This window comes from Pseudofrankia inefficax, from assembly GCF_000166135.1.
In the GTDB taxonomy this organism is placed as follows: domain Bacteria; phylum Actinomycetota; class Actinomycetes; order Frankiales; family Frankiaceae; genus Pseudofrankia; species Pseudofrankia inefficax.
The window spans coordinates 2,264,558-2,287,957 of the sequence record NC_014666.1; the positions used below are offsets into that span (position 1 = coordinate 2,264,558).

Annotated in this window: 26 protein-coding genes, 1 tRNA gene and 1 pseudogene; 15 read left to right on the plus strand and 13 right to left on the minus strand. The window is 70.3% G+C overall.

Features of this window, described 5'->3' with window-relative positions:
- Positions 1-114 precede the first annotated feature (114 nt).
- Positions 115-519 (plus strand): secondary thiamine-phosphate synthase enzyme YjbQ, encoded by a 405-nt coding sequence (locus FRAEUI1C_RS09185; protein ID WP_041259107.1) that lies wholly within the window; start codon positions 115-117, stop codon positions 517-519.
- A gap of 382 nt (positions 520-901) precedes the next feature.
- Positions 902-1,339 (plus strand): DUF3052 domain-containing protein, encoded by a 438-nt coding sequence (locus FRAEUI1C_RS09190; RefSeq protein WP_013423023.1) that lies wholly within the window; start codon positions 902-904, stop codon positions 1,337-1,339.
- 162 nt (positions 1,340-1,501) lie between these two features.
- Here FRAEUI1C_RS09190 and FRAEUI1C_RS09195 read toward each other — a convergent pair whose 3' ends face one another.
- Positions 1,502-1,888 carry a DUF4234 domain-containing protein gene (locus FRAEUI1C_RS09195; protein WP_157734878.1) on the minus strand — a complete coding sequence of 129 codons (387 nt, stop codon included), beginning with the start codon at positions 1,886-1,888 and terminating at the stop codon, positions 1,502-1,504.
- 687 nt (positions 1,889-2,575) lie between these two features.
- Here FRAEUI1C_RS09195 and FRAEUI1C_RS09200 point away from each other — a divergent pair.
- The 3 genes from FRAEUI1C_RS09200 (at position 2,576) to FRAEUI1C_RS09210 (ending at position 3,877) form a co-directional block, all read left to right on the plus strand.
- Positions 2,576-3,034 (plus strand): peroxiredoxin, encoded by a 459-nt coding sequence (locus tag FRAEUI1C_RS09200; RefSeq protein ID WP_013423025.1) that lies wholly within the window; start codon positions 2,576-2,578, stop codon positions 3,032-3,034.
- 269 nt (positions 3,035-3,303) lie between these two features.
- Complete coding sequence (locus FRAEUI1C_RS36055; RefSeq protein ID WP_013423026.1) at positions 3,304-3,747, plus strand: hypothetical protein; 444 nt, start codon at positions 3,304-3,306, stop codon at positions 3,745-3,747.
- A 58-nt stretch (positions 3,748-3,805) separates the two neighbouring features.
- Positions 3,806-3,877: transfer RNA gene (locus FRAEUI1C_RS09210), tRNA-Val, on the plus strand.
- 40 nt (positions 3,878-3,917) lie between these two features.
- On the opposite strand, the gene FRAEUI1C_RS37475 is transcribed toward FRAEUI1C_RS09210, so the two are convergent.
- Complete coding sequence (locus FRAEUI1C_RS37475) at positions 3,918-5,168, minus strand: ATP-binding protein (RefSeq protein ID WP_013423027.1); 1,251 nt, start codon at positions 5,166-5,168, stop codon at positions 3,918-3,920.
- A gap of 731 nt (positions 5,169-5,899) precedes the next feature.
- Here FRAEUI1C_RS37475 and FRAEUI1C_RS09225 point away from each other — a divergent pair.
- Together FRAEUI1C_RS09225 and FRAEUI1C_RS09230 are read left to right on the plus strand one after the other, a co-directional pair.
- Positions 5,900-6,295, plus strand: coding sequence for a type II toxin-antitoxin system RelE/ParE family toxin (locus tag FRAEUI1C_RS09225; protein ID WP_232425352.1), 396 nt, complete (start codon positions 5,900-5,902; stop codon positions 6,293-6,295).
- Positions 6,292-6,606 (plus strand): transcriptional regulator, encoded by a 315-nt coding sequence (locus FRAEUI1C_RS09230; RefSeq protein WP_013423029.1) that lies wholly within the window; start codon positions 6,292-6,294, stop codon positions 6,604-6,606. The genes FRAEUI1C_RS09225 and FRAEUI1C_RS09230 overlap by 4 nt, the downstream gene beginning before the upstream one ends.
- A gap of 334 nt (positions 6,607-6,940) precedes the next feature.
- Here FRAEUI1C_RS09230 and FRAEUI1C_RS42285 read toward each other — a convergent pair whose 3' ends face one another.
- The 3 genes and pseudogenes from FRAEUI1C_RS42285 to FRAEUI1C_RS40865 all read right to left on the minus strand — a co-directional run bounded on the left by FRAEUI1C_RS42285 (position 6,941) and on the right by FRAEUI1C_RS40865 (position 9,134).
- A complete protein-coding gene (locus tag FRAEUI1C_RS42285) occupies positions 6,941-7,405 on the minus strand; it encodes a hypothetical protein (RefSeq protein WP_232425353.1) in 465 nt (154 codons plus the stop codon).
- Complete coding sequence (locus tag FRAEUI1C_RS42290) at positions 7,402-8,154, minus strand: DDE-type integrase/transposase/recombinase (RefSeq protein ID WP_232425354.1); 753 nt, start codon at positions 8,152-8,154, stop codon at positions 7,402-7,404. The genes FRAEUI1C_RS42285 and FRAEUI1C_RS42290 overlap by 4 nt, the downstream gene beginning before the upstream one ends.
- Positions 8,155-8,580: 426 nt before the next feature.
- Positions 8,581-9,134 (minus strand): annotated as a pseudogene (locus FRAEUI1C_RS40865) (malic enzyme-like NAD(P)-binding protein).
- Between FRAEUI1C_RS40865 and FRAEUI1C_RS39420 the strand changes: the two are divergent.
- Positions 9,097-9,342, plus strand: a complete 246-nt coding sequence (locus FRAEUI1C_RS39420) for a hypothetical protein (protein WP_157734879.1) — start codon at positions 9,097-9,099, stop codon at positions 9,340-9,342. The pseudogene FRAEUI1C_RS40865 and the gene FRAEUI1C_RS39420 overlap by 38 nt on opposite strands.
- A 131-nt stretch (positions 9,343-9,473) precedes the next feature.
- Here FRAEUI1C_RS39420 and FRAEUI1C_RS09245 read toward each other — a convergent pair whose 3' ends face one another.
- Positions 9,474-10,127 carry a TetR/AcrR family transcriptional regulator gene (locus FRAEUI1C_RS09245; RefSeq protein WP_041260461.1) on the minus strand — a complete coding sequence of 218 codons (654 nt, stop codon included), beginning with the start codon at positions 10,125-10,127 and terminating at the stop codon, positions 9,474-9,476.
- Between the two features lie 266 nt (positions 10,128-10,393).
- Here FRAEUI1C_RS09245 and FRAEUI1C_RS09250 point away from each other — a divergent pair, with 266 nt between their 5' ends.
- From FRAEUI1C_RS09250 to FRAEUI1C_RS09275, 6 genes are all read left to right on the plus strand, one after another.
- The gene (locus FRAEUI1C_RS09250) at positions 10,394-11,251 is read left to right on the plus strand and encodes an SDR family NAD(P)-dependent oxidoreductase (RefSeq protein WP_013423031.1); all 858 of its coding nucleotides are present in this window, start codon (positions 10,394-10,396) and stop codon (positions 11,249-11,251) included.
- 241 nt (positions 11,252-11,492) lie between these two features.
- Positions 11,493-12,038: a DUF3558 domain-containing protein gene (locus tag FRAEUI1C_RS09255; RefSeq protein ID WP_232425355.1), complete on the plus strand. Its 546-nt coding sequence runs from the start codon at positions 11,493-11,495 to the stop codon at positions 12,036-12,038.
- A gap of 646 nt (positions 12,039-12,684) precedes the next feature.
- Positions 12,685-13,374: a hypothetical protein gene (locus FRAEUI1C_RS09260; RefSeq protein ID WP_232425356.1), complete on the plus strand. Its 690-nt coding sequence runs from the start codon at positions 12,685-12,687 to the stop codon at positions 13,372-13,374.
- 67 nt (positions 13,375-13,441) lie between these two features.
- Positions 13,442-13,906, plus strand: coding sequence for a VOC family protein (locus FRAEUI1C_RS09265; RefSeq protein WP_041259114.1), 465 nt, complete (start codon positions 13,442-13,444; stop codon positions 13,904-13,906).
- Positions 13,903-14,337 carry an ArsR/SmtB family transcription factor gene (locus FRAEUI1C_RS09270; protein WP_013423035.1) on the plus strand — a complete coding sequence of 145 codons (435 nt, stop codon included), beginning with the start codon at positions 13,903-13,905 and terminating at the stop codon, positions 14,335-14,337. Before FRAEUI1C_RS09265 ends, FRAEUI1C_RS09270 begins: the two co-directional genes overlap by 4 nt.
- On the plus strand, positions 14,334-14,837 hold the full coding sequence (locus FRAEUI1C_RS09275; protein WP_013423036.1) for an SRPBCC domain-containing protein: 504 nt from the start codon (positions 14,334-14,336) through the stop codon (positions 14,835-14,837). Before FRAEUI1C_RS09270 ends, FRAEUI1C_RS09275 begins: the two co-directional genes overlap by 4 nt.
- Before the next feature lie 107 nt (positions 14,838-14,944).
- On the opposite strand, the gene FRAEUI1C_RS09280 is transcribed toward FRAEUI1C_RS09275, so the two are convergent.
- Both FRAEUI1C_RS09280 and FRAEUI1C_RS41585 read right to left on the minus strand, forming a co-directional pair.
- A complete protein-coding gene (locus FRAEUI1C_RS09280; protein ID WP_013423037.1) occupies positions 14,945-16,126 on the minus strand; it encodes a cytochrome P450 in 1,182 nt (393 codons plus the stop codon).
- Between the two features lie 86 nt (positions 16,127-16,212).
- Complete coding sequence (locus FRAEUI1C_RS41585) at positions 16,213-16,635, minus strand: winged helix-turn-helix transcriptional regulator (RefSeq protein WP_013423038.1); 423 nt, start codon at positions 16,633-16,635, stop codon at positions 16,213-16,215.
- Positions 16,636-16,702: 67 nt separating this feature from the next.
- On the opposite strand from FRAEUI1C_RS41585, the gene FRAEUI1C_RS09290 reads away from it, so the two are divergent.
- Positions 16,703-17,632, plus strand: coding sequence for an NADP-dependent oxidoreductase (locus FRAEUI1C_RS09290; protein WP_041260467.1), 930 nt, complete (start codon positions 16,703-16,705; stop codon positions 17,630-17,632).
- A gap of 63 nt (positions 17,633-17,695) precedes the next feature.
- Here FRAEUI1C_RS09290 and FRAEUI1C_RS09295 read toward each other — a convergent pair whose 3' ends face one another.
- The 5 genes from FRAEUI1C_RS09295 to FRAEUI1C_RS09315 form a co-directional block, all read right to left on the minus strand.
- On the minus strand, positions 17,696-18,928 hold the full coding sequence (locus FRAEUI1C_RS09295; protein WP_013423040.1) for a CopD family protein: 1,233 nt from the start codon (positions 18,926-18,928) through the stop codon (positions 17,696-17,698).
- Between the two features lie 372 nt (positions 18,929-19,300).
- The gene (locus FRAEUI1C_RS09300; RefSeq protein WP_013423041.1) at positions 19,301-20,038 is read right to left on the minus strand and encodes a CAP domain-containing protein; all 738 of its coding nucleotides are present in this window, start codon (positions 20,036-20,038) and stop codon (positions 19,301-19,303) included.
- A 206-nt stretch (positions 20,039-20,244) separates the two neighbouring features.
- Complete coding sequence (locus tag FRAEUI1C_RS09305) at positions 20,245-20,820, minus strand: YdeI/OmpD-associated family protein (RefSeq protein ID WP_013423042.1); 576 nt, start codon at positions 20,818-20,820, stop codon at positions 20,245-20,247.
- A gap of 40 nt (positions 20,821-20,860) precedes the next feature.
- Positions 20,861-22,075, minus strand: coding sequence for a LuxR C-terminal-related transcriptional regulator (locus FRAEUI1C_RS40875; protein WP_013423043.1), 1,215 nt, complete (start codon positions 22,073-22,075; stop codon positions 20,861-20,863).
- 102 nt (positions 22,076-22,177) lie between these two features.
- The gene (locus FRAEUI1C_RS09315; protein ID WP_013423044.1) at positions 22,178-23,389 is read right to left on the minus strand and encodes a cytochrome P450; all 1,212 of its coding nucleotides are present in this window, start codon (positions 23,387-23,389) and stop codon (positions 22,178-22,180) included.
- Between the last annotated feature and the right edge of the window lie 11 nt (positions 23,390-23,400).

Here is a 23,400-nt window from a genome sequence, read left to right on the forward strand (position 1 = left end):
ACGCCGGCCGAGGCGCCACTGACCGGGCTGTCGCCACTGCCCGGGGCCTCGCTGACCGCGGCCGCGGGCCGGACCGGCCCGGGGCGGTCACCGGGCACGCAGGATGATGCGGGGGTGGAGACGACGACGGTGACGGTGCGGACCGGGCGGCAGGAACGGGTCCACGACCTGACCGGCGAGGCGAGCCGGTTCGTCGCCGGCCGCGGGGACGGGCTGCTGTCAGTCTTCGTGCCGCACGCGACGGCTGGCGTCGCGATTCTCGAGCTCGGGGCCGGCAGCGACGACGACCTGCTGGCCGCGCTGGCCGACCTGCTGCCCGCCGACGGCCGGTGGCGGCACGCGCACGGGACACCGGGGCATGGGCGCTCGCACGTCATGCCGGCCATCATCCCGCCGTCGCTGACCGTCCCGGTGTTCGCCGGCCGGCTCGCCCTGGGAACCTGGCAGTCGATCGCTCTCGTTGACCTGAACGTGGACAATCCTGACCGAACCGTCCGGTTCTCGTTCCTAACGGGCTGATCGTTGGCGGCGCCGGTTCCTCGATCCGGTAACACTGTCGGAACGGTCTCCGGAGGTGTAGGCAATACGTCATGCCCACGACGTGGGATTCGCGGCTCGCAGCGACCAGCCAGGCCCGAACGGACCTGGGCCCGGCCAGCGGTCCACCGTGCCCGCTCGGCCGCGCGGGGCGGCCCGCCGGGCGCGGACTTCCCTGGTTCCCCGCGGTCAGGTCAAGCGAGATCGATGCGCCCGCCGGGCGTGGCACTTGCGCTGCCACCACATGGTCCGGTGGACTTAGGCCACGGCGGGGCGCACGGTCAGTAGGGCCGATGGGTTTGTCCGACCGGGACGCGCGGGTCTACGCTCGCCCGTCAGGAATACGAGCAGGAGGTAACGGAGGGTGAGTCCGACCGCGGCGAACGCCGAGGGTCAGCGCCGTGCTGAGCGTCTTGGCGTCGTCGCCGGAACCATGGTGCAGTCGATCAACGAGGACGACGACATCGCAGGAGACCTGCTGGAGGCGATCACCGCAGCCAGCGGAACGGAGCTCGTGCCGGAGGACTCCGACGACGTCGTCGACATCGTGTTGCTGTGGTGGCGCGACGAAGACGGTGATCTCGCCAACGCGCTCATCGATGCCCGGCGCCAGCTCTCCGACCAGGGGGTCATCTGGTTGCTGACCCCCAAGTCCGGCCGCCAAGGTCACGTCGAGCCGAGCGACATCCTGGACGCGGTACCGACCGCTGGGCTGGTCCAGACGAGCACGCTCAGCGTCGCCCAGGAATGGGCCGGCATGCGCCTGGCCGCCCCCAAGACCCAGCGGGTCCGTCACCGCTGAGCCGGCACCGTCCCGTGGGCATGGCTGCGTTGGCAGGCAGGCGTGCCCACGGGGCTGAGGTGCGCGGGCGCCGCCCGAACGGGCCATGCCGAACGCGGTGCGCCGCAGAGGCTCGACCGTGGTCGGTGGCCCTTTGGTGGCCGTCGGACTGTGACCCGCGGCTCAGGGAGCGAGCGGCACCTGCTGGCCTTCGACGGCGACGGGGTAGCGCGCCCAGATCTTGTTGATCTCCGACTGCAGGTACAGCGGGCCGAAGCCGACCAGGAACAGCAGGAACGCGACCCCGGTGCTCAGCTCGGGCACCCCCGCCGCCCGCTGCGCCTGGGCCGTGCGCGTGCCCAGCCGCCAGGCCGCGACGAACGGCGGAACGATCAGGACGACGCCGAGCGTGCACGCCAACACCGACATCACCGGGTTGACCGTGATCCGCCGGTCGTACTGGCTCAGCTCGCGGTTGGTCTTGTAGACCCACACCAGGCCGTAGATCCCGAGCGTGATCAGCGGAAGGCCGAGCCAGGCGGCGAACGGGTTGCGGCGCTTGCCCAACACACCCCAACCGGACGCCGCGGAGTCCGGAGCCGGCGGCTGAGGGCCACCCCATTGCGTGGTTGCACCCGGGTTTGTCACTGGATCTCTGCCCTCCCACGCGGCCCGGCTCGCGCCGTACCGGGCTCAGAGTAGCGCCGATGGGGTCAACTGGCCGGATTTGGACAGCGGGCCGCGCCGATCGCCCGCGCCGTTCGCGCGCCGTTCGCCCGAACGTCGTCGGTGGCTCGAACGTCGTCGGTCGCTCGAACCTCGTCAGCGGCGTGGGTGTCGTCAGTGGCCTGGGCCCGGCACGCGGACCCGTGGCTGCCGTCGCGAGAGCTGGAACCTCGGGCTTGGGCCGAGGTTGCGGCATACCTCATGGTCGCGGCTTGGGGTCTTTCCAGGCCATCGTGTAGGACTCGCCGCGTTGCCGGCCCCGGCGGGCTGGGCCTGGTGCGCTGGGCCAGCCCGGGGGCGCCGCCGTCGAGGCGCGGGACGGGAGGTGTGCCGGCCGTCCCAAGGCCATGGTCGGTCACTTCGCGGTGGCATGCTTGGCTGGGAACGCGCATCGAGCGCAGGAGCCCGTGACTGGCTCAGGCCAGCGCGGGCCCGCGCCCGGGCCATCGGCAACGGGTATGAACCCCGCCCCACGCCATCAGGTCCACAGCTGGCCCCATGCCAACCAGGCCATGACCGGAGGATGATCACGTGACCGTCGAGGTAGGCGCCGCCGCCCCCGACTTCTCGCTCAAGGACCAGAACAACGAGGTCGTCACCCTCTCGCAGTTCAAGGGGAAGCGCAACGTCGTCCTGATCTTCTACCCGCTGACCTTCACGGGCGTCTGCCAGGGCGAGCTGTGCTCCGTCCGGGACGACCTGGGCTCGTTCCAGAACGACGACGTCCAGGTGCTCGCCGTCTCCGTCGACTCGGCCTTCGCGCACAAGGTGTGGGCGACCGAGCAGGGCTACGAGTTCCCGCTGCTGGCCGACTTCTGGCCGCATGGCGAGGTCGCGAAGTCCTACGGCATCTTCGACGAGGCGAAGGGCATCGCCGTGCGCGGCACCTTCGTCATCGACAAGGAGGGCGTCGTGCGCTGGAAGGTCGTCAACGCGATCCCCGACGCCCGCGACCAGGCCGAGTACCTCAAGGCGCTCGCCGCCCTGTAGGACCCGCCACGGGCACTCGGCCCGCACGGCGGTGGCCCGCACGGCGGTCGCCCGCATGATCGCCGTTTCGGCCCTCGGATGGTTGTAGTCGAGGCTGTTCAGCAGCCACCAGAGGGCCGAAACGGCAATCTTGTCGACGGACCGGTCTCGGCGGCCGCCGCGCTCGGCGGCGTGCTTCCGCTGCCGGCCCGCCGCTGTCACCATGGCTTCGAGCGAGCCGTGGACCTCGAAGATTGATCAAGTGGTGGGACGGGCGGTCGGGGGTCAGCATGCCGTGCTATCGCTGCGACACGCGGCAGACCGACCCGGTCCGCGGCACCAGCCCGTGGGCCAGGGGGGTCGTCGGCGGCGAGCAGGTACTCGTCTGCCCCGACTGCCAACGCGACCCCGACTGGCGACGTCCTCTCGACCGGTGCGCCGGCTGCGGCTCGGCCCACCTGTCGAAAGCCCTCGGCCTGGTCGTCTGCCGCGACTGCGGCAGCCGGACCGAGCCGGCATCTCGTCCGCCCCTTTCGACCGAACGTCCGGCGACAGACCGCGCCGGCCCGCTGGGCGCGCCTCAGATCCTGGCGCCGGCCCGCGAACCCAGGCTTGCCGATCCACCCAAGGCCGTGAACGCGGCCCTGGCGGTCGACGTCGAGGCGGCGCTGGCCCGGATGTTCGGTCGAGCCACGAGCGAGGTGCCGTCCACCGACGACGTCGCCGACCGGTAAGATCACAGGTCAGTAGCAGCGCCGGGTACGCCCGGTTGCGTACTCTTGCGGAACTCCCGGGCGTGTAGCTCAGCGGGAGAGCGCTCGCCTTACAAGCGAGTGGTCGCAGGTTCGATCCCTGCCACGCCCACTTACCACCTCTGACCTGCGGCGCTGCAGCCAGCTGAAGATCAGGTTTCTGCGGATGCCCACAGGCTGGCGATGGGTACTGCCGTGATCCGGTCCGTCAGCTGGAACATGCGTGGGCCCGTATGGATGAGGAGACCGGCCGCGAGCCTGGTTTCTGTCTGTTCCTGAAGCCAGACGAGGTGGCGTGCATCGTTCAGCGAGGGTGCTGCGGATGCCTTTATCTCGATGGCGACGAGCTGGCCGTCGCGCGTTTCGACGAGGAGGTCGACTTCGTGTCGGCCTGCCGGGTCGCGGAAGTGGTAAAGATCGGCTCCTATGACGCTGAGAGCGCACTCGGCACGGAGTTGGGCGGCGACGAGGGTGTCGATGGCGCGGCCAAGGAGGTCGCCGTCACGTAGCGCTCGGCGTTGGTCGATCCGCAGGAGCGGACCGAGCAGGCCAGGGTCGATGACATATCGCTTAGGAAGCCGGGTCGCCCGCAGAGTGCGATTTCCCGCCCAAGCGGGCACACGCGAGGTAATCATGAGGGTGTCGAGGAGATTGTCATAGGCTGCGGCTGTCTCTCGGTTGATTCCCGCAGCGTCGTACAGGAGTTTATGGGTCGGCACTCCGGCAGTGTTGGCGGCGATCGCTTGGAGATAGCGTCGCATTCGGAGAGGATCCCGGGCGACTCCGAGAGCCGGCGCCTCTCGGGTCGCGAGGTGATCTACATAGCCGGTCAGCCATCGATCGCGGGACCGTCCCGTGGGAGCGTTGAGAGCTTCAGGCCAGCCGCTGGTCAATGCCTCGTCCACATAGCTGGCCAAATCCCACTCAGGAGCCGGATTGGCGAGGCTCGTGACGCCTTCGGCAACTATGCGGTCAATCAGCGGCGGAGCCGTCGGGTCGCCATGTCGCTCGCGACCGACGAGCGGATACATGGTCAGCCGGACGATCCGGCCCGTCGCGGGCCAGCCGGACGCGGTCAGATCCGCCTGCGAGGAACCAGTCAGTACAAATCGACCCGGTCGAGGATCGTCGTCCACAGCGCGCTTGACCGCGCCCAGGACCTCGGGAACCAGCTGCCACTCATCGATCAGGATGGGCTCGTCGAGCCCGCGCAGCGCGACGTCGGGGTCGGCGCGGACGACGGCGGCCTGCGCGGGCACGTCCAGGCGGAGCATCGATCGGCAGAGTCGTCGGGTGGTAGTGGTCTTGCCGCAGGCGCGGGGACCGACCACGAGGACGGCGGGATGCGTGGCGATCACATCCTGCAGCTCCTGGTCGATCAGGCGAGGAACGTACCTGCTCACGGGGCTCCCGTCGGCCGGTTCAACGAGCCTGCGATCGCAGGATAGCACGTAGATCAATCGCTATTTGGCACCTAGATCAACCGCGAAATTTGACATAGATCAACCGCGAGGAGCGGAGGTGGGGTGGGCTGCCGCCGGTGGTGGTCGCGGAGTTCGGGGGCCGTCTCAGAGCCCGCTGCCTGATTCACGCTGGCGAACTGCCGGGGTTGGGGCCACTGCCTCGGGGTGACTTCGCTGCCTCGCTGAGCGTCGTCGCCTCCAGCCGCCGCCGGTCGCGGGGGTTACTAGATGCGTCTGATCACTCAGAGTATCGGCGCGCGAAAGGGAGGCGAAGGCACGAACAGGAGCAACCGGGCTGCTCGCGAGCGGGATCGCGTTCGTTCGGCACCCGCACGCGGGCGGGAGTCGGAGGTGCGCGACGGCTTGTGCTCGCCGCTGATACCGTTCGTCGAAGGCAATTCGCCTGTTGCTCCATCGTTCGCGCACGAGGTGCGAGAAGGCTGGTCAGGACAGCGCTTGGAGGCTTCGGCCTTACAAGCGAGTGGTCGCAGGTTCGATCCCTGCCACGCCCACAAACCCATACGCCGCAGCGGTTTTTCACTCGTTGGTCGCTGCCGCACGCACGCACACCGCTGCCGAGACCTCTCGATCGCGCGCATCCTCGGCCCCTGCGGGTCCTGGCACAGTATCGCCGCGTCGAAGTGATGTTTAGCCTGAGCTATAGTGTCGGTGTGTCCGCAGGCTTGTCCCCTCGGTGGACGATCAAGACGACTCGTGAGGTGCGGGACTGGCTGCGCGCGCTGCGGCAGGCTGATCCGGTTACCTACCGATCGGTGAACGTGGCGATCGACATGCTCGCCGATGCGGGTCCGGCCCTTGGCCGGCCGGTCGTCGATACGTTGGCCGGTTCGGAGATCAAAAATCTCAAGGAGCTACGGCCGCGGTCAGGTCGCACAGTGGCGATCCGGATTCTCTTTGTCTTCGACCCGTGGTCGCAGGCTGTGTTGCTGATTGCGGGCAACAAGGCTGGTGACTGGACGGGCTGGTACGAAACTGCGATCCCGGTTGCCGAGGCGGCGTATGACGGATGGCTAGCGGCCGAGAGGAAGCGGAGGGGCGGCTCGTGACTGAGTTCTATGACTGGGACGACCTTCGCGCCGAGTTGCACGACGGCGACGATGAAGCGCTGGCTGCGGAGCGAGCCCGTACAGAGGCTTGGATCAGTGCGTTTCACCTGGCTGAGGAGCGCACACGACTCGGTCTCACACAGCGGCAGGTAGCCGAGTCCATGGGTGTGTCTCCCGGCCGGGTCAGCCAGATCGAAAACGGCGACCTCGACGCCAACGAGGTCGCCACCCTGAGCCGGTATGCGCGGGCACTTGGAGCCCGACTACGGATCATCTTCGACTACGGGAACGAACTGCACCAAATTGCCTGAGGCGGTCCCGACGCGTAGCTGGCTACTCGGCGTGACGGTGAACGGTGCGTCCCGGGCGTTGGTGGTCACGGCTGCAAGCGGGTGCTCGCGCGGAGAACTTGCTCACTCCTGCAGGCGAACGCTTGCGGGAGTGAGCGGCTCATGACGGGTAGTTGGACACCCTGCTACCGTGATCGAAGGCAATTCGCCTGTTGCGTCTTCGTTCGCGTACGAGGTGTGAAAAGGCTGGTCAGGACAGCGCTGCGGGGCTTCGGCCTTACAAGCGAGTGGTCGCAGGTTCGATCCCTGCCACGCCCACTTATGTGATGTCTCAGGACATCGGAGACAGCCGAACCTATGCGTTGTGGGTTCGGCTGTTGGTTTTTGTGGGTGTGGGTCCGGGGGGTCGGCCGGTGGGCTGGTAGTCGCGGGTGGGGTCGATGGTCAGCTCGCGCAAGAGTTCGCCGGTGGTGGCGTTCACGACGCGGACGTGTAGGTCGTGGACGAGAAGGAGGACGTGGGTTCGGGCGTGGGTTCGGCCGACGCCGATGTGGTGGAGCCGCCCGCCGACACGTAGGGTGACGACGCCGGTGGTGTCGATGGTGTCGCGTCGGACTCGGTCGTGGGTGTCTGTCGCACGGTCCGCGGTATTGGGGGCGGCTTTCGGTAGTGCGTTGTAGACGGTGGCGGGGGTCGCGCGATGTGGGAGTGAGCGGTGTGGCCGCTGCTGGTTGTAGATGGCGGTGAATGTGTCCAGCAGGGTTTGCAGCTGGCCGATGCTGGTGGGCTGTTTGAGTTGGGCGCGTAGCCAGTTTTTCATTGTCTGTTGGACGCGTTCGACTTTCCCGCAGGTGGTGGGTGGTTCGGGCGGGAGTTCTTCTGGGTGATCCCGAGGCGGCGTAGCTCGGTTTCCAGCCCGTTGCGGCCGCCTCGGCCGCCAGCGAGGCGGGTCGTGAAGACCGTGCCGTTGTCGGTCAGCGTGGCCGCTGGGGCGCCGTGGGCTGCGACGGCAGCCCGGAACGCGGCGAGGACGATCGGTCCGGTCACGCGGACGTGGGCGGTGACGGAGAGCAGATAGCGGGAGTGGTCGTCGATCCAGGACAGGATCTCGACGTCGACGCCGGGACGGCCGTTGGGGCGGGCGAGCCGGTAGTGCGTGAAATCAGCCTGCCAGCATTCGTTCGGCTGATCGGCCTGGAAGCGGATATACGACGAGCGAGGCCGCTTCGCCGGTTGCGGAACGACCGCGCCGGCACGGTTCAAAATCCGGTTGATCGTGGCCCGGGAAACCACCAGACCGTGATGCGTGCTGAGATGCCAGCCGATCGTGTCCGCGCCCGCGTCCAGGCCCGTCTCGGACAGCTCTTTGCGTAACCGCACCACCCACTCGACGATCTCGGGCGAGATGACCATCGGTGACGTGTGGGGCCGTCGTGACCGCGGCTCGAACGCCGCCTCGCCCTCAACCTGGTAGCGGGCCTGCAGCTTGTAGACCCAGCCCCGTGACACCCCATACCTGCGAGCGACCTCCGCCGGAGTCTGACCCTCGACCACCAGAGCCGTGATCACCAACCGCGCCTTCGACATCGCCGATCATCGACCCGACCAGCGCTGTCGCCGATGACCCGAGACACGTGTCGCCTATGTCTTGAGACACCTGTCTCCGATGTCCTGAGCCAGGACACCGCCACGCCCACAAACCTCTATGCCACAGCGGTTTTCCGGCCCGTGGGGCGCTGCCGTGCGCAAGCGCGCCGCTGTTGCCGAGCCGCGAAACCGTTACCGCCATGCTGCAAACGCCCGAAACGCCGTCGACGGACGCGACCTGCGCGGCCCTGCCTACCGCATGGGAATCACCTAGCCCAACCCTCGACCATGATCTCCGTTTAGGCCCTCTCGTGGTCGCGAACAGGCAACGGATACAACCACCAGGGGGCGCAAACGGCGATCATCGCGGGATGTTCCTGACCGCCCGGGCGCGCCTCGAGTTCTCGCTCATGACGGGACCGTCGCGTCGTCGGACGGCGTCTCGTCGGGGTAGGCCGGCCACCACATGGCCTCGTGGACCGCCTGGATCAGGTTGTCGTGGGACTTGGTGGCCACCCCGTCCGCGGCGGCGGCTCGGGCCACCGCGACGGCGACCGTGGCCGAGGGCGCCCGGAGATTCACGACCGGCGGAAGCAGGGAGGCGCCGGGCTTCGACATGTCGACCTGGCCCGCGACCGCCTCGGCGGCCGCGAGCAGCATGTTGTCGGTCACGTGCCGGGCGCCGGAGACGATGTGCCGAGGCCGAGGCCCGGATAGAGAAGCGCGTTGTTGGCCTGGCCGATCGTGTACGTCACGTCGTCGTACTCGACCGGCTCCACAGGGATGCCGACGGCGATCAGCGCGCGCCCGTCAGACCAGGGCACCGCGTCGGAGGGCATCACCTCGATGCGGCTGGTCGGGTTCGACAGAGGCAGGAGAATCGGGCGCTCGACCCCCTCGGAGGGCGCCCTGACGATTTCCTCGGTGAAGGCTCCCGCGGCCGTCGAGGTGCCGATGAGGATGGTCGGCGCCCCAGACGAGCGTCGCGTTGATCACCGGGTCGACGTCGTAGAGGCGGTATTTGAGAATAGCGTCGCCCTCGTCATCGGTTTCAGGGCTCTGGCCGTGTGGCCAGCGATCGCACCGCCGGTAGAAGGGCCGGTTCCATCCTTGACGGCGGAAAACCCGCGCGAGGCCCGCGTCGTCGCGAGCGGAGGACCGGCGCTCTGACGGCGTCGACAGTGGTGATCGCCGTTTTGGCCCTTTGGCGGTCGTGAATCCGATCCGATCGTGACCGCCAGAGGGCCAAAACGGCGATCATGCTCTGGGATGCGGCGCGGGCGGACCTTGACGGGGTGGCGCTATACGTCGTGCTTGTGGCTGATGCCGTGCAGGATGACCTCCACGCGGTCGCGCAGTGTGCGGCTCAGCCAGGAGGCGGAGTGGTCGCCCGCTCCCCAGCGGATGATCGCCTCCATCGTCACGGCGGTCATCATGGCGGCGCCCTCTTCGACGTCGAGCTCGGCGTTCAGGTCGCCGTGTTCTTTGCCGTAGCGAAGGAGCGCGTCAAAGGCGACGCTCAGCCGAGGACTCGCCAGGTTCCCCTCGTCGCCCCGCACGGCGAAGCCGAGGCCGCCCGCCCGCAATGCGGCCGCCCTGGGAGCCCGGACGATACGTCGCGCCATTGAGGCCATGACCTGCTCGCTCAACGCGCGAAGCGGGAGGCCTCGCGCGGCACCCGCCTCGACCTGGTCGATCATCGCCTGGATGGTCGCCGAACTCATCTCGAGGAGGATCGCCTCTTTGTTGGCGAAATGGAAATAGAACGTTCCCTTGCTGACCCCGGCGGCCTGCGCGATATCGGCCGCGGTGCTCGCCTGGTACGCCTCGTCGAAGTCGCCCTCGCTCCACAGGCGAAGGGCGGCACGGGTGAGGGCCTGCCGAGTCTCCCGTGACCGCGTGTTGACGAGCGTCGCCCGCTGGCGCGGCGGGGTGCGCGTTCGGCCGGGTTCCATCGCGGAAATCATACGCAGCGGCCTCAAGCTCGACTTCGATCTCGGGCCCGCCGAGTCCGCCGAGTCCGCCGGGCCCGCCGGGTCCCCGGGTTGGCGGGCCTGCTCGCGGCCTACCTCGGCCGGCCAGCCGGTGGGCCTGCGTGGGCCTGGCCGGCCGGACTCCGCCTGCTGGGCGTGGGCGACCGCTTCGGCGGGGGTGCCTGTGGGCTGGGCTGTGTTACGTTCCCATTTGAACACTGGTCAAATGGAGGCGGAGGTCGCATCACATGCAGCGACAGGCTGAGCTGGACCTGACCGGCAAGGTTGTGATCATCACGGGGGCCAGTCGGGGGGTCGGGCGGCAGGCCGCCCAGTCGTTCGCCCGCCGGGGCGCGAACGTGGTCCTGGCCGCGCGCACGGTCGAGCCGGACAGAAGCCTTCCCGGCACCCTGAACGAGACCCTGACCGAAATCGAGAACCTCGGCGGCAGCGCGATCGCCGTGCAGACCGATCTGGCCAGCGAGGCGGATCTCAAGCACCTCGTCGACGCGGCCGTCGACCGGTTCGGCGGTGTCGACGTTCTCATCAACAACGCGGCGGCCACGACCGGCGACATCTGGTCCAAGCGATTCCTGGAGCTGACGCGCGAGGACTGGCTGTACCAGTTCGACGTCAACCTGCACGCGCCCTTCACGCTCATGCAGTTGGTGACCCCGATCATGGAGAGCCGGGGCGGCGGGCGAATCCTGAACCTCAGCACCGGCAGCGGCGAGGTGTTCCGCCAGCCGGAGGAGCTTCCCAAGCTGGAGAGCATCGGCGAGTTCAGCCTCGCCGTGCCCGGCTATTACTCCAGCAAGCGGGCGCTCGACCGGCTCGGCAATGTGCTCGCACCCGAGCTGTCGCGCAAGAACATCGCCGTGATCGGCCTGCACCCGGGCCTGGTCGCCACCGAGCTCGTCGCGATCCGGGTCAGGGATGCCGGCCTCGACGACACCGTGGCCGTGCCGATGGAGGTCCCTGCCCGCATGCTGGCGTATTTCGCCGCGTGCGCCGATCCCATGGAGTACACCGGCCGGCTGTTCTGGGCCGAACGTGAGCTGAAGGAGTTCGGGCTCGACCTGGACGAGCGTCCCGTGACCGCCTGACCGACGGCTCCTCGGCGTACCTCCTCGGTCGCGTGGGCGCCGGCCCAGGCACCGGCGCCCACGCGCCCACCCCTGCGGGTGAAGCGTGGTCCTGTTCTGGACAGGTCCATAACCCCTGGTCAGGCTCGGCGTAGTCTGGCCCGGTCCCACCTGGATGTAGAGGTTTCCGGCGGTGGGCGTCGAGACGTGGGGGACTCGGATGGATCGTCCTGTGGTGATTCGGGCTCGGGTTGCCGCCCGGGTGGCATCGCCCGCGGTCGCGGTCGTCGTGGCGCTCGGCCTGGCCGGCTGCGGCAGCTCGAACGGGGATTCGGCGTCGCCGGCGCCCTCGTCGGTGGCCGCCACCTCATCGACCGCGGGCGGCCAGAACGGCTCATCGTCCGGCGGGACCACGGCCAGCGCGACGCCGGCCTCCGCCCATCAGGCCACCGATCCCTGCGCGCTCGTGTCGCGGCAGGAAGCCGAGCAGCTTGCCGGCACGTCGCTCAACAACGCCGTGGCGCAGCCGGGAGCGTGCACCTATACCGCTCCGCCCAGCGGGCCGACCGCGCAGGTCGAGGTCTTCACCGGCGAGACCGCCAAGAGCTATCTCGCCGCCGAGCGCGGTATCGGCCACCAGCTGCAGCCACTGCCCGGCATCGGTGACGAGGCCTATGTCGAGGACTACGCGGTCTTCGTGAACAAGCACGACGTCTGGGTATCGATCGACCTGACCCGGAGCAACGACCCGGCCGCGAACCGTGGACCCCTCGAGAGCCTGGCGCGCACGGTGGCCAGCCGCCTCTGACCGTCCGCCTACCAGCTCAGGGCCGATCGGGGTGCCCGGAGCGGGCCAGGTCCGTCATGGAACACCGCGCCGCCACGGCGTCCCCAGTCGTGATCCATTGATCGCGCGGTGTCGAACCCCAGTACCTCGGAACCGGTACCAATGAGCGCCGCGCTGTGCGTCAGCCTCGGAAAACACTCCCTCAGCAACGGCGCAACGGCCTCTCGATAGAACAGCCCGGCCAGCCGCACTGCTGGGAGAAATTTGGTTTCCACGGCGGCATCCTGCCTACAGGCTCGCTATACGGCGAACCCATTTCGACGCGGGGGGCAACCCGCCTGAGCCCCTTGGGTCATCGCTGGCGAGTATGGGTGTCCAGGAGTCGTTATTCCCTGGGCACTGCGGACGGGGGCGACTACGGTTGGGTTGTGATCGGTGTCGGCCGGTCACCTTGACGTGGTGCGTGGGAGACGCGATGCGGGGACGAAACATCGCGCGCCCGGCCGGACGGTTCGGGCTCGGTGGTCGCGGGACGGCGGCCGCGGTTTCGGTGCGGGTGGCGTTCGTGGCGGCGGCCGCCTGTTGTGCGTTGACCTGGGCACCCGTGAGTTCCGCGGGGAACGCCGCCAGGGCCGCGGGGGCGCCTCCGGCGGGCCACCCCGCGAGCGTGCCGGCCGCACCGGTCGAGGCCCGTCCGGTTCGGTTGGCGAGCGACCGGGTCGACCTGGCGTTGCGCGGGCTGAAGGCCATGACCGTCCCGCTGCCCGCCGCGCCGGCTGGCGACGGGGTTGGTGCGCCGGCCGCCGCGCCGGCTGGTGGCGGGGGCAGCCCGGCCGCCGACGCCAGCCCGACTGCCGCCGCGCCGGTCGGTGGTAGTGCGAGCCCGGCGGCTACGGCGTTGACGGCCGTCGCGCCGACCGATGATGGCGACGGCCCGGCCGCGACCACGTTGAGCGGCGACTACGCCGCCTACGTCACCGCGATCGACCCGGTGCACGCGACCGTGACCTTCGATGTCGTCGAATGGTTCACCGGTACCGCCGCCCAGCAGGCCTGCACCGAGGACGGCAACCCGGGGCCGTGGCCCGCCGAACAGTGCAATGACTACTACGTTCGAGACAAGAACGTCGTGCTGCGCACCCTCTCCGTCGCCCCATCCGCGAAGGTGCGGTACGTGGACGACAACGGTCCTGCCGCCGGGGTCAGCCTTGAGGACCCGAGTGGGGGAGACGTGCCGGGCACGCTGACCGAACTGGCGGGGAAGCGGGCGCAGCTTGGTCCGGATGGCCGCCTCAAGTGCTTCATCACGGTCGCGTCGGGCGCGCTGACCTCGATCGCCGAGATCTTCACCCCGTAGCCCGGTCCGACAGGCCTGTTGCTGGCGGATCCTTGACATGGTTTCCAGAATCGGAAACTATCGGGTCATGGACGAACAGGTGTTCACGTCGAGCGTGCACTACAGGGACCCGAAGGCGGCGCTTGCCTGGCTGGAGCGGGTGTTCGGGTTCGAGGTCACGATGGCCATCGACGGCCCGCCCGAGGCGCCCGAGATGTGCCACTACGAGATGAGCTGCGCCGGCGCGGGGCGGATCATGGTCGGTGCCGAGTGGGCCGAGTGGATCCGCAGCCCGGCCGGCCGCGGCGGGTCCAACAGCCAGGTGGTGCACGTGATGCTGCCGGGCGGCCTCGACGAGCACTGCGAGCGGGCCCGGGCGGCCGGCGCGGAGATCGCCGCCGAGCCGACGGACCAGTTCTACGGGGACCGGGTCTACCGGGCCGTCGATCTCGAGGGGCATCGCTGGACCTTCTCGGCCCACGTCCGCGACGTCACCCGCTCCGAGGCCGAGGCCGCTCTCGGGCAGCCGATCATGGCGACTGACTGGCAGTGAGCGAGCCCGCGGCCGCCGGCGGTCTCGACGGGACGCTGTCCGCGCTGGCCGACCCGGTCCGGCGCCGGGCCGTCGAGCTGCTCGCGGCGGGACCACGCCGGGCTGGCGAGCTCGCGGCGGCGCTCGACACCACGCCGTCGACGATGAGCAAGCATCTGCGGGTACTGCGCCAGTGCGGTCTGGTCGCCGAGACGCACCCCGAATTTGACGCCCGGGTCCGGATCTACACGCTTCGCTCGGCCCCAATGACCGAGCTGCGCCGCTGGATCGACACCGCCGAGCAGGCCTGGGCGGGACAGCTCACGGCCTTCGCCGCGCATCTTGAACGCGACCTGCGCGCGGAGACCGACCTGCCGGCCGACCGCGATCTGCGTGCCGAGAGCGACCAGCCAGCCGGCCGTGACCGGCCCTCCGAGGGGCGGGCGGGGTGACGGAGGGGTCGCGGGTTCTGGTGGCGTTGCGGGTGCCGGTCACCGCGGCGCGGGCCTTCGACGCGTTCACGGCGGAGATCGGCCAGTGGTGGCAGCCCAACGGCCTGTTCCAGTTCACCGCGGGCCGCACCGGAACGCTCGCGTTCGAGCCCGGCCCCGCCGGCCGGCTCGTCGAGACCTATCCCGACGGCAGCGTGTTCGTCATCGGCCACATCCGCGACTGGGACCCACCCCACCGCCTGGTGCTCAGCTGGCGTCATGCCAGTTTCTCCGCCGACCAGGAGACCGAGCTGCACGTGCGGTTCGACGAGATCCGCGACGGCCGCGCCGGTGGAGTGACCCAGACCCGTGTCACCGTCGAGCACTTCGGCTGGGACCGGATCCCGCCCGAGCATGCCGCGCGGCACGGTTTCCCGCTCGCGACCTTCCAGCAGCGCTTCGCGCAGTGGTGGCAGACGCTGCTGCGCTCGCTCGGTGGTGTCGCCGGCGGGGGTCTCTGACCCGTAGCGATCGCCGGCGACACCGCCGAAGGCGTCCACTCGACAGCGCGCGGCGGACCGCTACCCGGCCATCGGAGAAGCCGGCCGGGTGCGTCGCCGCCGTGCGATCAGCGGCCGGCCGGCTGCAGTAGCCCGCGCTCGGGCCCGCGCACGAAGAACGACGGGCCGAACTCCAGGTCACGGAGGCGGAACTCGGGCGCGAGACGCAGCAGGCCCTGAAGGGCGACCCTGGCCTCCAGCCGCGCGAGCGGCGCGCCCAGGCACAGATGGGGCCCGTAGCCGAATCCGAAGTGGGTCCGGCGCTCGCGGCGGACGTCGAAACGGTCCGGGTCGTTCCACCGCGCGGGGTCGCGGTTGGCGGCCGCGGTCACCGCGTAGACGACGTCGCCGGCGCCGAGCCGGGTACCGGCGAGCTCCGTGTCCTGGACGGCGCGACGGGGGATCGCCTGCACCGTGCTCCGCCAGCGCAGGATCTCCTCGATGGCCGCCGGCATCAGGTCGGGATCGGCGGCGACCAGCGCGCGCTGGTCAGGGTTCGCCTCGAAGGCGACGAGCGCGTTCGACAGCAGCTTGGCGGTCGTGTCATAGCCCGCGATCAGGAGCAGGACGGCCGCGGCGCGTACCTCGTCGCCGTCCATCGCGCCCTGGTCCGAGGCGTCGATCATGGTTGTGAGCAGGTCATCGGGCCGGTCTCGGCGATGCCGTTCGATCTCCGTGCGCAGGTACGCGTTCAGCTCGGACGACGCCTTGCGCAGCAGTTCACGGGCGGAGGCGTCCTCGTGGCCGTAGGCCAGGTTGGACACGATGGTGTTCGACCAGTCCTGGAAGTCGCCGTGGCGTTCCTCCGGAACGCCGAGCATCTCGGCGACGATGATGGTCGGCACCATGGTGAAGTCGGCGATGAGGTCGTAGGTGTCGCTGCCCGCCGCGACCGGCGCCAACAGGTGCTCGACGACGGCGTCGACCCGGGACTGCCAGCGCTGGACCGCTCCCCGGGTGAACAGCGGGGAGACGCAGGCTCGTAATCGGCGGTGCGTCGCGCCGTCCACCGAGATCATGGTCGGCGCCTCGAACCACGGCAGCATCTCCGGGTCGCCGTTCACGACGGCGAACTGGTCGCCGTTGTCATTCAGGACCGTCGAGCAGTCCTCGAAGCCGGTGACCATCCAGCCGCCCAGGATGTCGTTCCACACCACCGGCCCGGCGGCGCGCACCTGCTCGAAGAGCGGGTACGGATTGTCGATCGCGGCTCGATCGAAGAAGTTGATGTCCAGTCGCGCGCTGGCCATTCGGGACCTCCGCCTGCTACGGGATCGCGGGGACAATCCAGCACCCTGCCCCATCGTCTTAAGGATTGCAAGGTTGCCGCTGGCGGCTAGATCATCGTCACCGGGACCGGCGGCTGGCTGGCGCGGCCGTCGTAGCGCGCGCGGGCGGCGATGATCTCCGGGGCGTGGGTCACCGCCCACTCGCCGACGGCGTGGGTGAGCCTGCCGACGTCGACACCGAGCTCGGTCAGCGCGTACTCGACGCGGGGCGGGACCGTCGGGTAGACGGTGCGTGCCACGAGCCCGTCGCGTTCGAGGTTCTTCAGCGTCTGGGTGAGCATCTTCTGCGTGATGTCGCCGAGCAGCCGGCGGAGCTCGTTGAACCGCATCGGCCCGTCGGCCCGCCGCAGGGCGGACAGCACGTAGAGCGCCCACTTGTTGGCCAGTACCTCCAGCACGGTCCGGGAGGGACAGCCATTGCGGAAACGGGCCCGCCACTGCTCGGTGTCCTGGTCAAAAGCAGTACCCATGAGGTACCTGGATATCAGAGAGGTGCCTACTTTACGAGAGGTACCGACAGGCGGAATCGTGGTCACCATGAGAGCGATCAGCCAGACCACCTTCGGTGGTCCAGAGGTTCTCCAGATCGTCGAGGTCGACCGTCCGGCCGCCGGCCGGGGCGAGGTGCAGCTCAAGGTCAGCGCGGCCGGAGTCAACCCGGCCGACTGGAAGGCGCGAGCCGGGCTCCTGACGGCCTCCGTGCCCGAGCCGTTCATCCTCGGCCTCGACGTGGCCGGAGTCGTCACCGCCGTCGGGCCTGACGTCACCCGGTTCGCGGTCGGCGACGAGGTGCACGGGTTCACCTTCCCGCCGCGCGGCGCCCACGCCGACTACACCGTCGCCCCGCAGGAGGCGCTGGCGCCGGCCGCCGGCCTGGATCCGCTGGTCGCCGCCGCCTTGCCGATCGCCGGGCTCACGGCCTGGCAGGCGCTGGTCCGGGTCGCCGACGTGCGGCCCGGGCAGCGGGTGCTGGTGCACGCGGCGGCCGGCGGCGTCGGGCATCTCGCCGTCCAGATCGCGAAGTCGCTCGGCGCGTACGTGATCGGCACGGCCCGGCCGGCCAAGCACGAGTACCTGCGCGAGCTGGGGGCCGACGAGCTGGTCGACTACACCAGCGTCGACTTCGCCGAGGTGCTGCGCGAGATCGACGTGGTGATCGACCCGATGGCCGAGGACTACGGCGTCCGTTCGCTGGAGGTCCTGGCGGCCGGGGGAGTGCTCATTGACGTGCGTGGCACGGGGCCTGACCGCGACGAGGTCCGCGCGCTCGCCGCGAGGCGTGGACCGAGGTTCGTGCAGTTCAGGGTCGAGCGCTCCGGCGACGACCTGCGCCGTCTCGACGAGTTGGTGACCTGCGAGGCCCTGCGGGTGGACGTGGGCCAGACGCTGCCTCTCACCGAGGCCGCCAAGGCGCACGAGCTCATCGAGACCGGCCGTACCCGAGGCAAGATCGTGCTGCTCCCGTAGCGCCGCTACGCCGCCGCCCCGCGTCCCGCGCCCGCCGCGGAGGTGGGCGCGGGACACGTGAGGTCAGGCGCCGACGAGGCCGCCGGGGCCGCCGGCGCCTGGGGGTGTCGTCGCGACGGCCGGGGTGCGGGCGCGGGCGAGGCGTCCGGACACCTGGTAGCCGGCGGCCATGACGCCGATCACGAGGACGGTCTCGCCGGTGCCCCAGACCCAGGTCGACGCGCTGACCTCCTTGGCGGCGATCTTGGGGAGCTTCGCGTCGGCGGTCGCGGCCTGCTGGGCCGCCTTGGCCTGGAAGGCCTGGTTGCGGGCCGAGCCGTGCAGGAACGGGGCGACGAACAGCACCGTCAGGACGAGCAGCAGCTCGACGGCGACCACGGCCGGGAACTGGCGGGTCAGGATGGTCCGCAGCGGCCGCTCGTCGCCGGCCGCCCGGAGCGCCTCGACCCGCGGGTGCAGCCAGAACTGGTTGACGACGCCGAGCACCAGCAGCGTGCCGAAGATGAGGATCTTCACGCCGAGCACCCGCCCGTACATGGTGGTGAACAGCTGGGACGGGCCGTCGACGTGCTCCCAGTACAGGAAGAGCCCGGAGAGCGCGATCGCGGCCACGCAGCTCATCGCGACGGCGGAGAAGCGCCGGATGGCGGCCGACCAGAACGCGCCGCGCTCGCCGGCCTGGACGCCGCCCGGCAGCGCGAGCAGGAGCAGCCCGGCGAGGCCGCCGGCCCAGACCGCCCCGCCGAGCAGGTGCAGCATCCACATCACCGTCTCGAAGCTGGTCCGGCTCCAGTCGCCGGGCACCTCGGCCGGGAACTTCGTCGTCCCCAGGGCGACCGCGCCGGCCAGCAGGCCCACCGCGAGCAGCCAGACCCTCGCCCGGCCGCCCGCCACGCGCCGCAGCACCAGCGGCGCGACCGCTACCGCGCCGACCAGACTGAGGGTGACCTCCAGCCCGGACAGCCGGCCGGCGTTGCTGCCGTCATAGAGCGAGTCCCAGGCCGCGGCGTAGTCGAAGCCGCCGGACTCCGAGGCGTCGTGCGCGAGGTCGGACAGCACCGCCGGTACGGCCAGCACCCCGAGCGGCACCGCGGCCGAGGCCAGCCGGGCCGTCACCCGGGCCACCGCGTCGGGGCCGATCCGGCGGGCCGCCGGGCCGGTGGCGAGCAGGGCCAGCGCGGTCAGCCCGACGAAGCCCATCAGCGTGATCCAGGTCGTCCAGGCCACCGCCGAGTCCGCGAACGGGCCCAGCGGGGTCGACGGTGGCGGCGCCGCCACGACGGTTGTGAGCTGCATGATTAGGTCCACCCTGAGGTCGGCATCACCGGGAGAAGTGGCTTAGGTTAGCCACACCTAACCTGTCTGCGTCAAAGCAGACGACGCTCTAGCCGTCGGGCGGAGAGTAAGTCCGTGACTACTTAGGTGGATGGTCGAGGGCCTGGCGGAGCTGCTCGAAAGCGCATGGCTTCGAGATCGAGCCAGGGCGCCTGCCGTGACCACAGGTCGCGCGGGCCCAGTTGCCTTGGGCTACGGGTCCGTCGTCTGCCCTTTACTTGTTCCTTGCAGGCCTTTACCGGTTCCTTGCCGCTCATCCGGGCAGGCGGCGCGCCGAGGCCGGGCCTCGACTGTTTCGAGGCCCGGCCGCGGCGACGAGTGGGTGGCCTGGTGTCAGAGGCGGCCGAAGTCCTGCGTCCAGTAGTAGCGGTAGGAGCCGCCTTCGGCGTAGCCGACGCCGATCCGGGTGTAGGAGCAGTTCAGGATGTTCGCCCGGTGGCCCGGGCTGTTCATCCACATGTCCATGGTCTGGGCGGCGGTCGTCCCACCCGCGGCGATGTTCTCCCCGACGGCGGTCAACGGGAACCCGGTCGCCCGGATGCGGTCGACCATGGTCCGGCCGTCCAGGCTGGTGTGGCTGAAGTAGTTGTTCTGCGCCATGTCGGCGGTGTGTGCCTGCGCCGAGGCGGCCAGGCGCGCGTCGACCGTGAGGGCGCCGCAGCCAGCCTTCGCCCGTTCGACGTTGGTGAGCCGGACGACCTCGTCGGTCTTCGAGGCGGCGGGCGGGGCCGTCGTGGCGGGTGGCCGCGTCGTCACGGGTGGCCGCGTTGTCATGGGCGGAGCCGGCCGGACGGGCGGTTGGGCTGGCGGTTGGGCCGCCGTGGACGGTGGCGCGGCCACGGTCGTGGGCGACGCCGGCGGCGGGATCGGGTCCGCCGACAGCGAGAAGGTCAACGATGTCGCGGCGGTCGGCGACGAAGTGGCCACTGTCGCGGTCGGCTGCGCGGACTCGCCGCCGCCGGGCGGCGACGAGGCGAGAATGGGCTTGCAGGCGGCCAGAACCGTCACGAGGACGGCGGCCGAACCGAGCGCGGCCAGCGCGCCGGTGACGGTCCTACGGGCAAGAGGCATGACGACTCCTCGGTTGCCCCCCCTAGGAACGGCCGGAAGCGTACCAAACCGGACGGGGCCGCCGAGCCTCGCGGTCAGGCGGCCCGCCGGGCCGGTCCGCGGGGCCGGTCCGCGGGGCCGCTCGCCGCGAGGCCGGGCCCTCGACGTCGCGGGTGGCGGCCGGACGCCGCTGGCCCGGCCGGCGCCGTCGGCGCCCCGCGTCCGACTCAGGGGTAGATCTTCTGGCTCTGCGCGAGCATGGCCACGTACTTCTCGATCCGGCGCGCTCGGGTCTCGGCCTTCTTGACGTCCTGGATCCGGTACAGGATCGCGTACCGGTTCTGCCGGTCCAGCGTCTCGAAGAAGGCCGCGGCCGGCGGGCTGGCCGCGAGGGCGGCGGCGAGGTCGTCGGGGACTCGCGCCGTGCTGGAGCCGTCGTAGGCCGCTTCCCACCGGCCGTCGCTTCTGGCGCGCTCGACCTCGGCGAGCCCCGCCGGCCGCATCCGTCCCTGCTCGATCAACGCGGCGACCCGCGCACAGTTGATCTTCGACCATCTGCTGCCCTGCTTGCGCGGGGTGAACCGCTGCAGCCACCACTCGTCGTCGAGTTTGTTCTTCTGCCCGTCGATCCAGCCGAAACAGAGCGCCACCTCGACGGCCTGCGCGTAGTCCAGGGCGCTGACGCCGGGGCTCTTCTTCCGCAGCTTCAGCCAGATGCCCGGGCAGGTCTCGTGCCGCTCGCCGAGCCAGACCTCGAACGCCTCGGCCGACTCGAACGCGACGGTCTCCAGATCCGCGGACATTCCTGCAGTGAATCACGGCCGCGACCGGCGCCCGACCTGGTCAGGTCGTCTGGTGGTCGCCGTGGAGCGCCTCGCCGAGCCGCTCCCGGCCGACGCCGAGCTTGCGGTAGACGAGCCGCAGATGGTTCTCGACCGTGCGGACGGACAGCGCCAGTTCGCCGGCGATGCGCCGGTTGGCCAGGCCGGCCGCCGCGAGGCCGGCGACCTGACGCTCGCGCGCGGTCAGCGCCGTGCCGGCGGCCGCCGGGCGGTCCGGGGAGAGCGGCGTGCGCCTGGGGTCCGCCTCGGGGGCCCGTGGCCGGGGCACCTGGCTCGGCGAGGGACGCGGGAGACCGCGCGGCGGAAGCAGGCCGAGATGATGGGCACGCAGGACGGCCGTGAGCCGGTCGGGGGCGTCCAGCTTGCGGTACAGGCTGGTCAGGTGGTTGCCGACGGTGCGTACCGAGATGTTCAGCCGCCGGGCGATGCCGGCCGCCGTCAGCCCGTCGGCGAGCGCCACCAGCACGGTGATCTCGCGAGGCGTGATCTCCAGCGTGGCCGCGACCTGCTCCGCCTCGCGTGGCTGCCCCGCGTGGTCCGCCGCGCGGCCCGAGCTGGCGCGGCCCAAGCCGGCCCCGCCCAAGCCGGCCCCGCCCAAGCCGGCCCCGCCCGAGCCGGCCCCGCCCGAGCCGACGCGGCCCGAGCCGGCTGGCTCGGACGCGAGCCCGGCGCGCCACCGTTCCAGCTGCCGGGCATGCCCGTCGAACGCGGTCAGCAGCGGCTGGATGCGCTGGCCCAGCGCCACGTCGCGATCGCCGAAGTCGGCCGCGCCCCGCAACACCCCGAGAGCGCGGAATGGCTTGTCCCGCAACGGGACCGCCAGCGCGTGGCCGGTCCCGAACAGCTCGCTGATCATCCGGTAGCCGGCGGTACCCCGAAAGACCAGTGGCGAGGCCAGGTCACTCACGCGCAGCACCGCCGTGCTGCCGGCGCCGTGGCCGTAGTGCCAGGAGAACGGGTGGTCGCTGAGCAGCTCGTCGGGCAGGCTCGCTCCGGGCTCCACCCCGGTCGAGCTCACCGCGGACATCGTCTCCACCCACCGGCCGTCCAGGATGTCGTAGTCGACGTCGGCGAACAGGAACACCTCGGCCCGGAAGAGCGAGTGCAGGAGCTCCCGGCCGACGACCCGCCACGGGGTGGCGGTCTCGAACGAGCCGAGGACTGAGGTGACGACATCCAGGACATGGTCGTAGTCACGGACGCTCAGCGAAGACATGAGGCCTCTCAGATGTCCCGTTCGGACGTCCTTGAGAATAGCGGCCGGTGGAATCGGGCGGAGCGGTATGCGGGCGGCGGCGGCGGGCTGGGTGCCCGGGCCTCAGGAGAGCTCCAGGACCAGCTCGGACGGCGCTCGTACAAAAGCCCCTGTGTCCTGGGGGGTGAATCCCGGAGCGTACCGCGGGCTACCCACCGCCAACAGCTTGCGCACACTTACGCCTACCTCGGCGCGGGCCAGGTGCGCCCCGACACAGAAATGCCGCCCGAGGCCGAACGCGGTGTGGCTCGCCGCGGCGGTGAAGCCTCGTTCACCGTCGATTTCCGGACGGTGCAGGTCGAATTCGTCCGGGCGCTCGAACCGGGACTCGTCACGGTTCGCCGAGGCGAGCAGGCAGATGACGGTGCTGTTCGCCGGAACCGTGCCCCCGGTCATCTCGATGTCCACGGACGGCTGGCGCATCACCATCTGGACGACCGGCGAGAACCGCAGCGTCTCGACCAGCGCGCGGTCGATGAGCGACGGGTCAGCGCCGACCGCGGCCAGCTGGTCCGGGTGGTCGAGCAGGTTGCGGACCACGACGGTGATGGCCTTGTCGGTCGTCTCCCCGCCCGCGGTCAGCAGCAGGCTGGCGAACGCCTTGATCTCCTCGTCGGTCATGGCGACGCCGTCCACCTCGGCGGCGCACAACGTCGAGATCAGGTCGTCGCCCGGCGACTCGCGCCGTGCGGCGACCACCGGCAGCAGATAGGCGGCCAGCTCCTCCTTGGCGCGCACGCCGGCCGCCGTGACGGCCGGGTCGCCGACCAGGTTGCTGACGAACGCCACGATCGCGGAGTACCAGCCGTGGAAGAGGTCGTGGTCGCGCTGCGGCAGGCCCAGGATGTCCACGATGACATTGATCGGGAGCCTCGTCGCGAACGTGTCCACCAGGTCGAACGGGCCGGCGGCCGGGATTCGCTCCATCAGCTCGTCAGCGTTGCGCTCGATGACGGGCAGGAAACGTTCGAAGAGCTCCCGGCCACGAAACGACGGCGACACCAGCGCCCGCTTGGTGGAATGCTCGCGACCATCCATCTGGATGATGGTGCGGCCGTGTACGGGTTCCGCCTGCCATTCATAGTTCCGGTTGGTGAAAGCCGGGTCCTTGAGCGCGCGCTCCACGTCCTCGAAACGGCTCAGCAGGTAGCTGTTCGTCGGCTCGTTCCAGGCCAGTGGGAATTCGGCCCGAAGAACCGCGTACGCCCCGTAGGGATCGGCCATGAACTGGGCTGAGGTGACGTCCGGCGCCGGCCGGTTCCCGCCAAACACCATCGACTGCTCCC

What these genes read in the sequence shown, in the direction of transcription:
- FRAEUI1C_RS09300 (WP_013423041.1), bottom strand. Translation starts at nt 20,038, where the DNA reads ATGCCTCTTGCCCGTAGGACCGTCACCGGCGCGCTGGCCGCGCTCGGT.
- FRAEUI1C_RS09280 (WP_013423037.1), bottom strand. Translation starts at nt 16,126, where the DNA reads ATGGCCAGCGCGCGACTGGACATCAACTTCTTCGATCGAGCCGCGATC.
- FRAEUI1C_RS09305 (WP_013423042.1), bottom strand. Translation starts at nt 20,820, where the DNA reads ATGTCCGCGGATCTGGAGACCGTCGCGTTCGAGTCGGCCGAGGCGTTC.
- FRAEUI1C_RS09315 (WP_013423044.1), bottom strand. Translation starts at nt 23,389, where the DNA reads ATGGTGTTTGGCGGGAACCGGCCGGCGCCGGACGTCACCTCAGCCCAG.
- FRAEUI1C_RS09250 (WP_013423031.1), top strand. Translation starts at nt 10,394, where the DNA reads ATGCAGCGACAGGCTGAGCTGGACCTGACCGGCAAGGTTGTGATCATC.
- FRAEUI1C_RS40875 (WP_013423043.1), bottom strand. Translation starts at nt 22,075, where the DNA reads ATGTCTTCGCTGAGCGTCCGTGACTACGACCATGTCCTGGATGTCGTC.
- FRAEUI1C_RS09295 (WP_013423040.1), bottom strand. Translation starts at nt 18,928, where the DNA reads ATGCAGCTCACAACCGTCGTGGCGGCGCCGCCACCGTCGACCCCGCTG.
- FRAEUI1C_RS09265 (WP_041259114.1), top strand. Translation starts at nt 13,442, where the DNA reads ATGGACGAACAGGTGTTCACGTCGAGCGTGCACTACAGGGACCCGAAG.
- FRAEUI1C_RS41585 (WP_013423038.1), bottom strand. Translation starts at nt 16,635, where the DNA reads ATGGGTACTGCTTTTGACCAGGACACCGAGCAGTGGCGGGCCCGTTTC.
- FRAEUI1C_RS36055 (WP_013423026.1), top strand. Translation starts at nt 3,304, where the DNA reads ATGCCGTGCTATCGCTGCGACACGCGGCAGACCGACCCGGTCCGCGGC.
- FRAEUI1C_RS09245 (WP_041260461.1), bottom strand. Translation starts at nt 10,127, where the DNA reads ATGGAACCCGGCCGAACGCGCACCCCGCCGCGCCAGCGGGCGACGCTC.
- FRAEUI1C_RS42285 (WP_232425353.1), bottom strand. Translation starts at nt 7,405, where the DNA reads ATGAAAAACTGGCTACGCGCCCAACTCAAACAGCCCACCAGCATCGGC.
- FRAEUI1C_RS09290 (WP_041260467.1), top strand. Translation starts at nt 16,703, where the DNA reads ATGAGAGCGATCAGCCAGACCACCTTCGGTGGTCCAGAGGTTCTCCAG.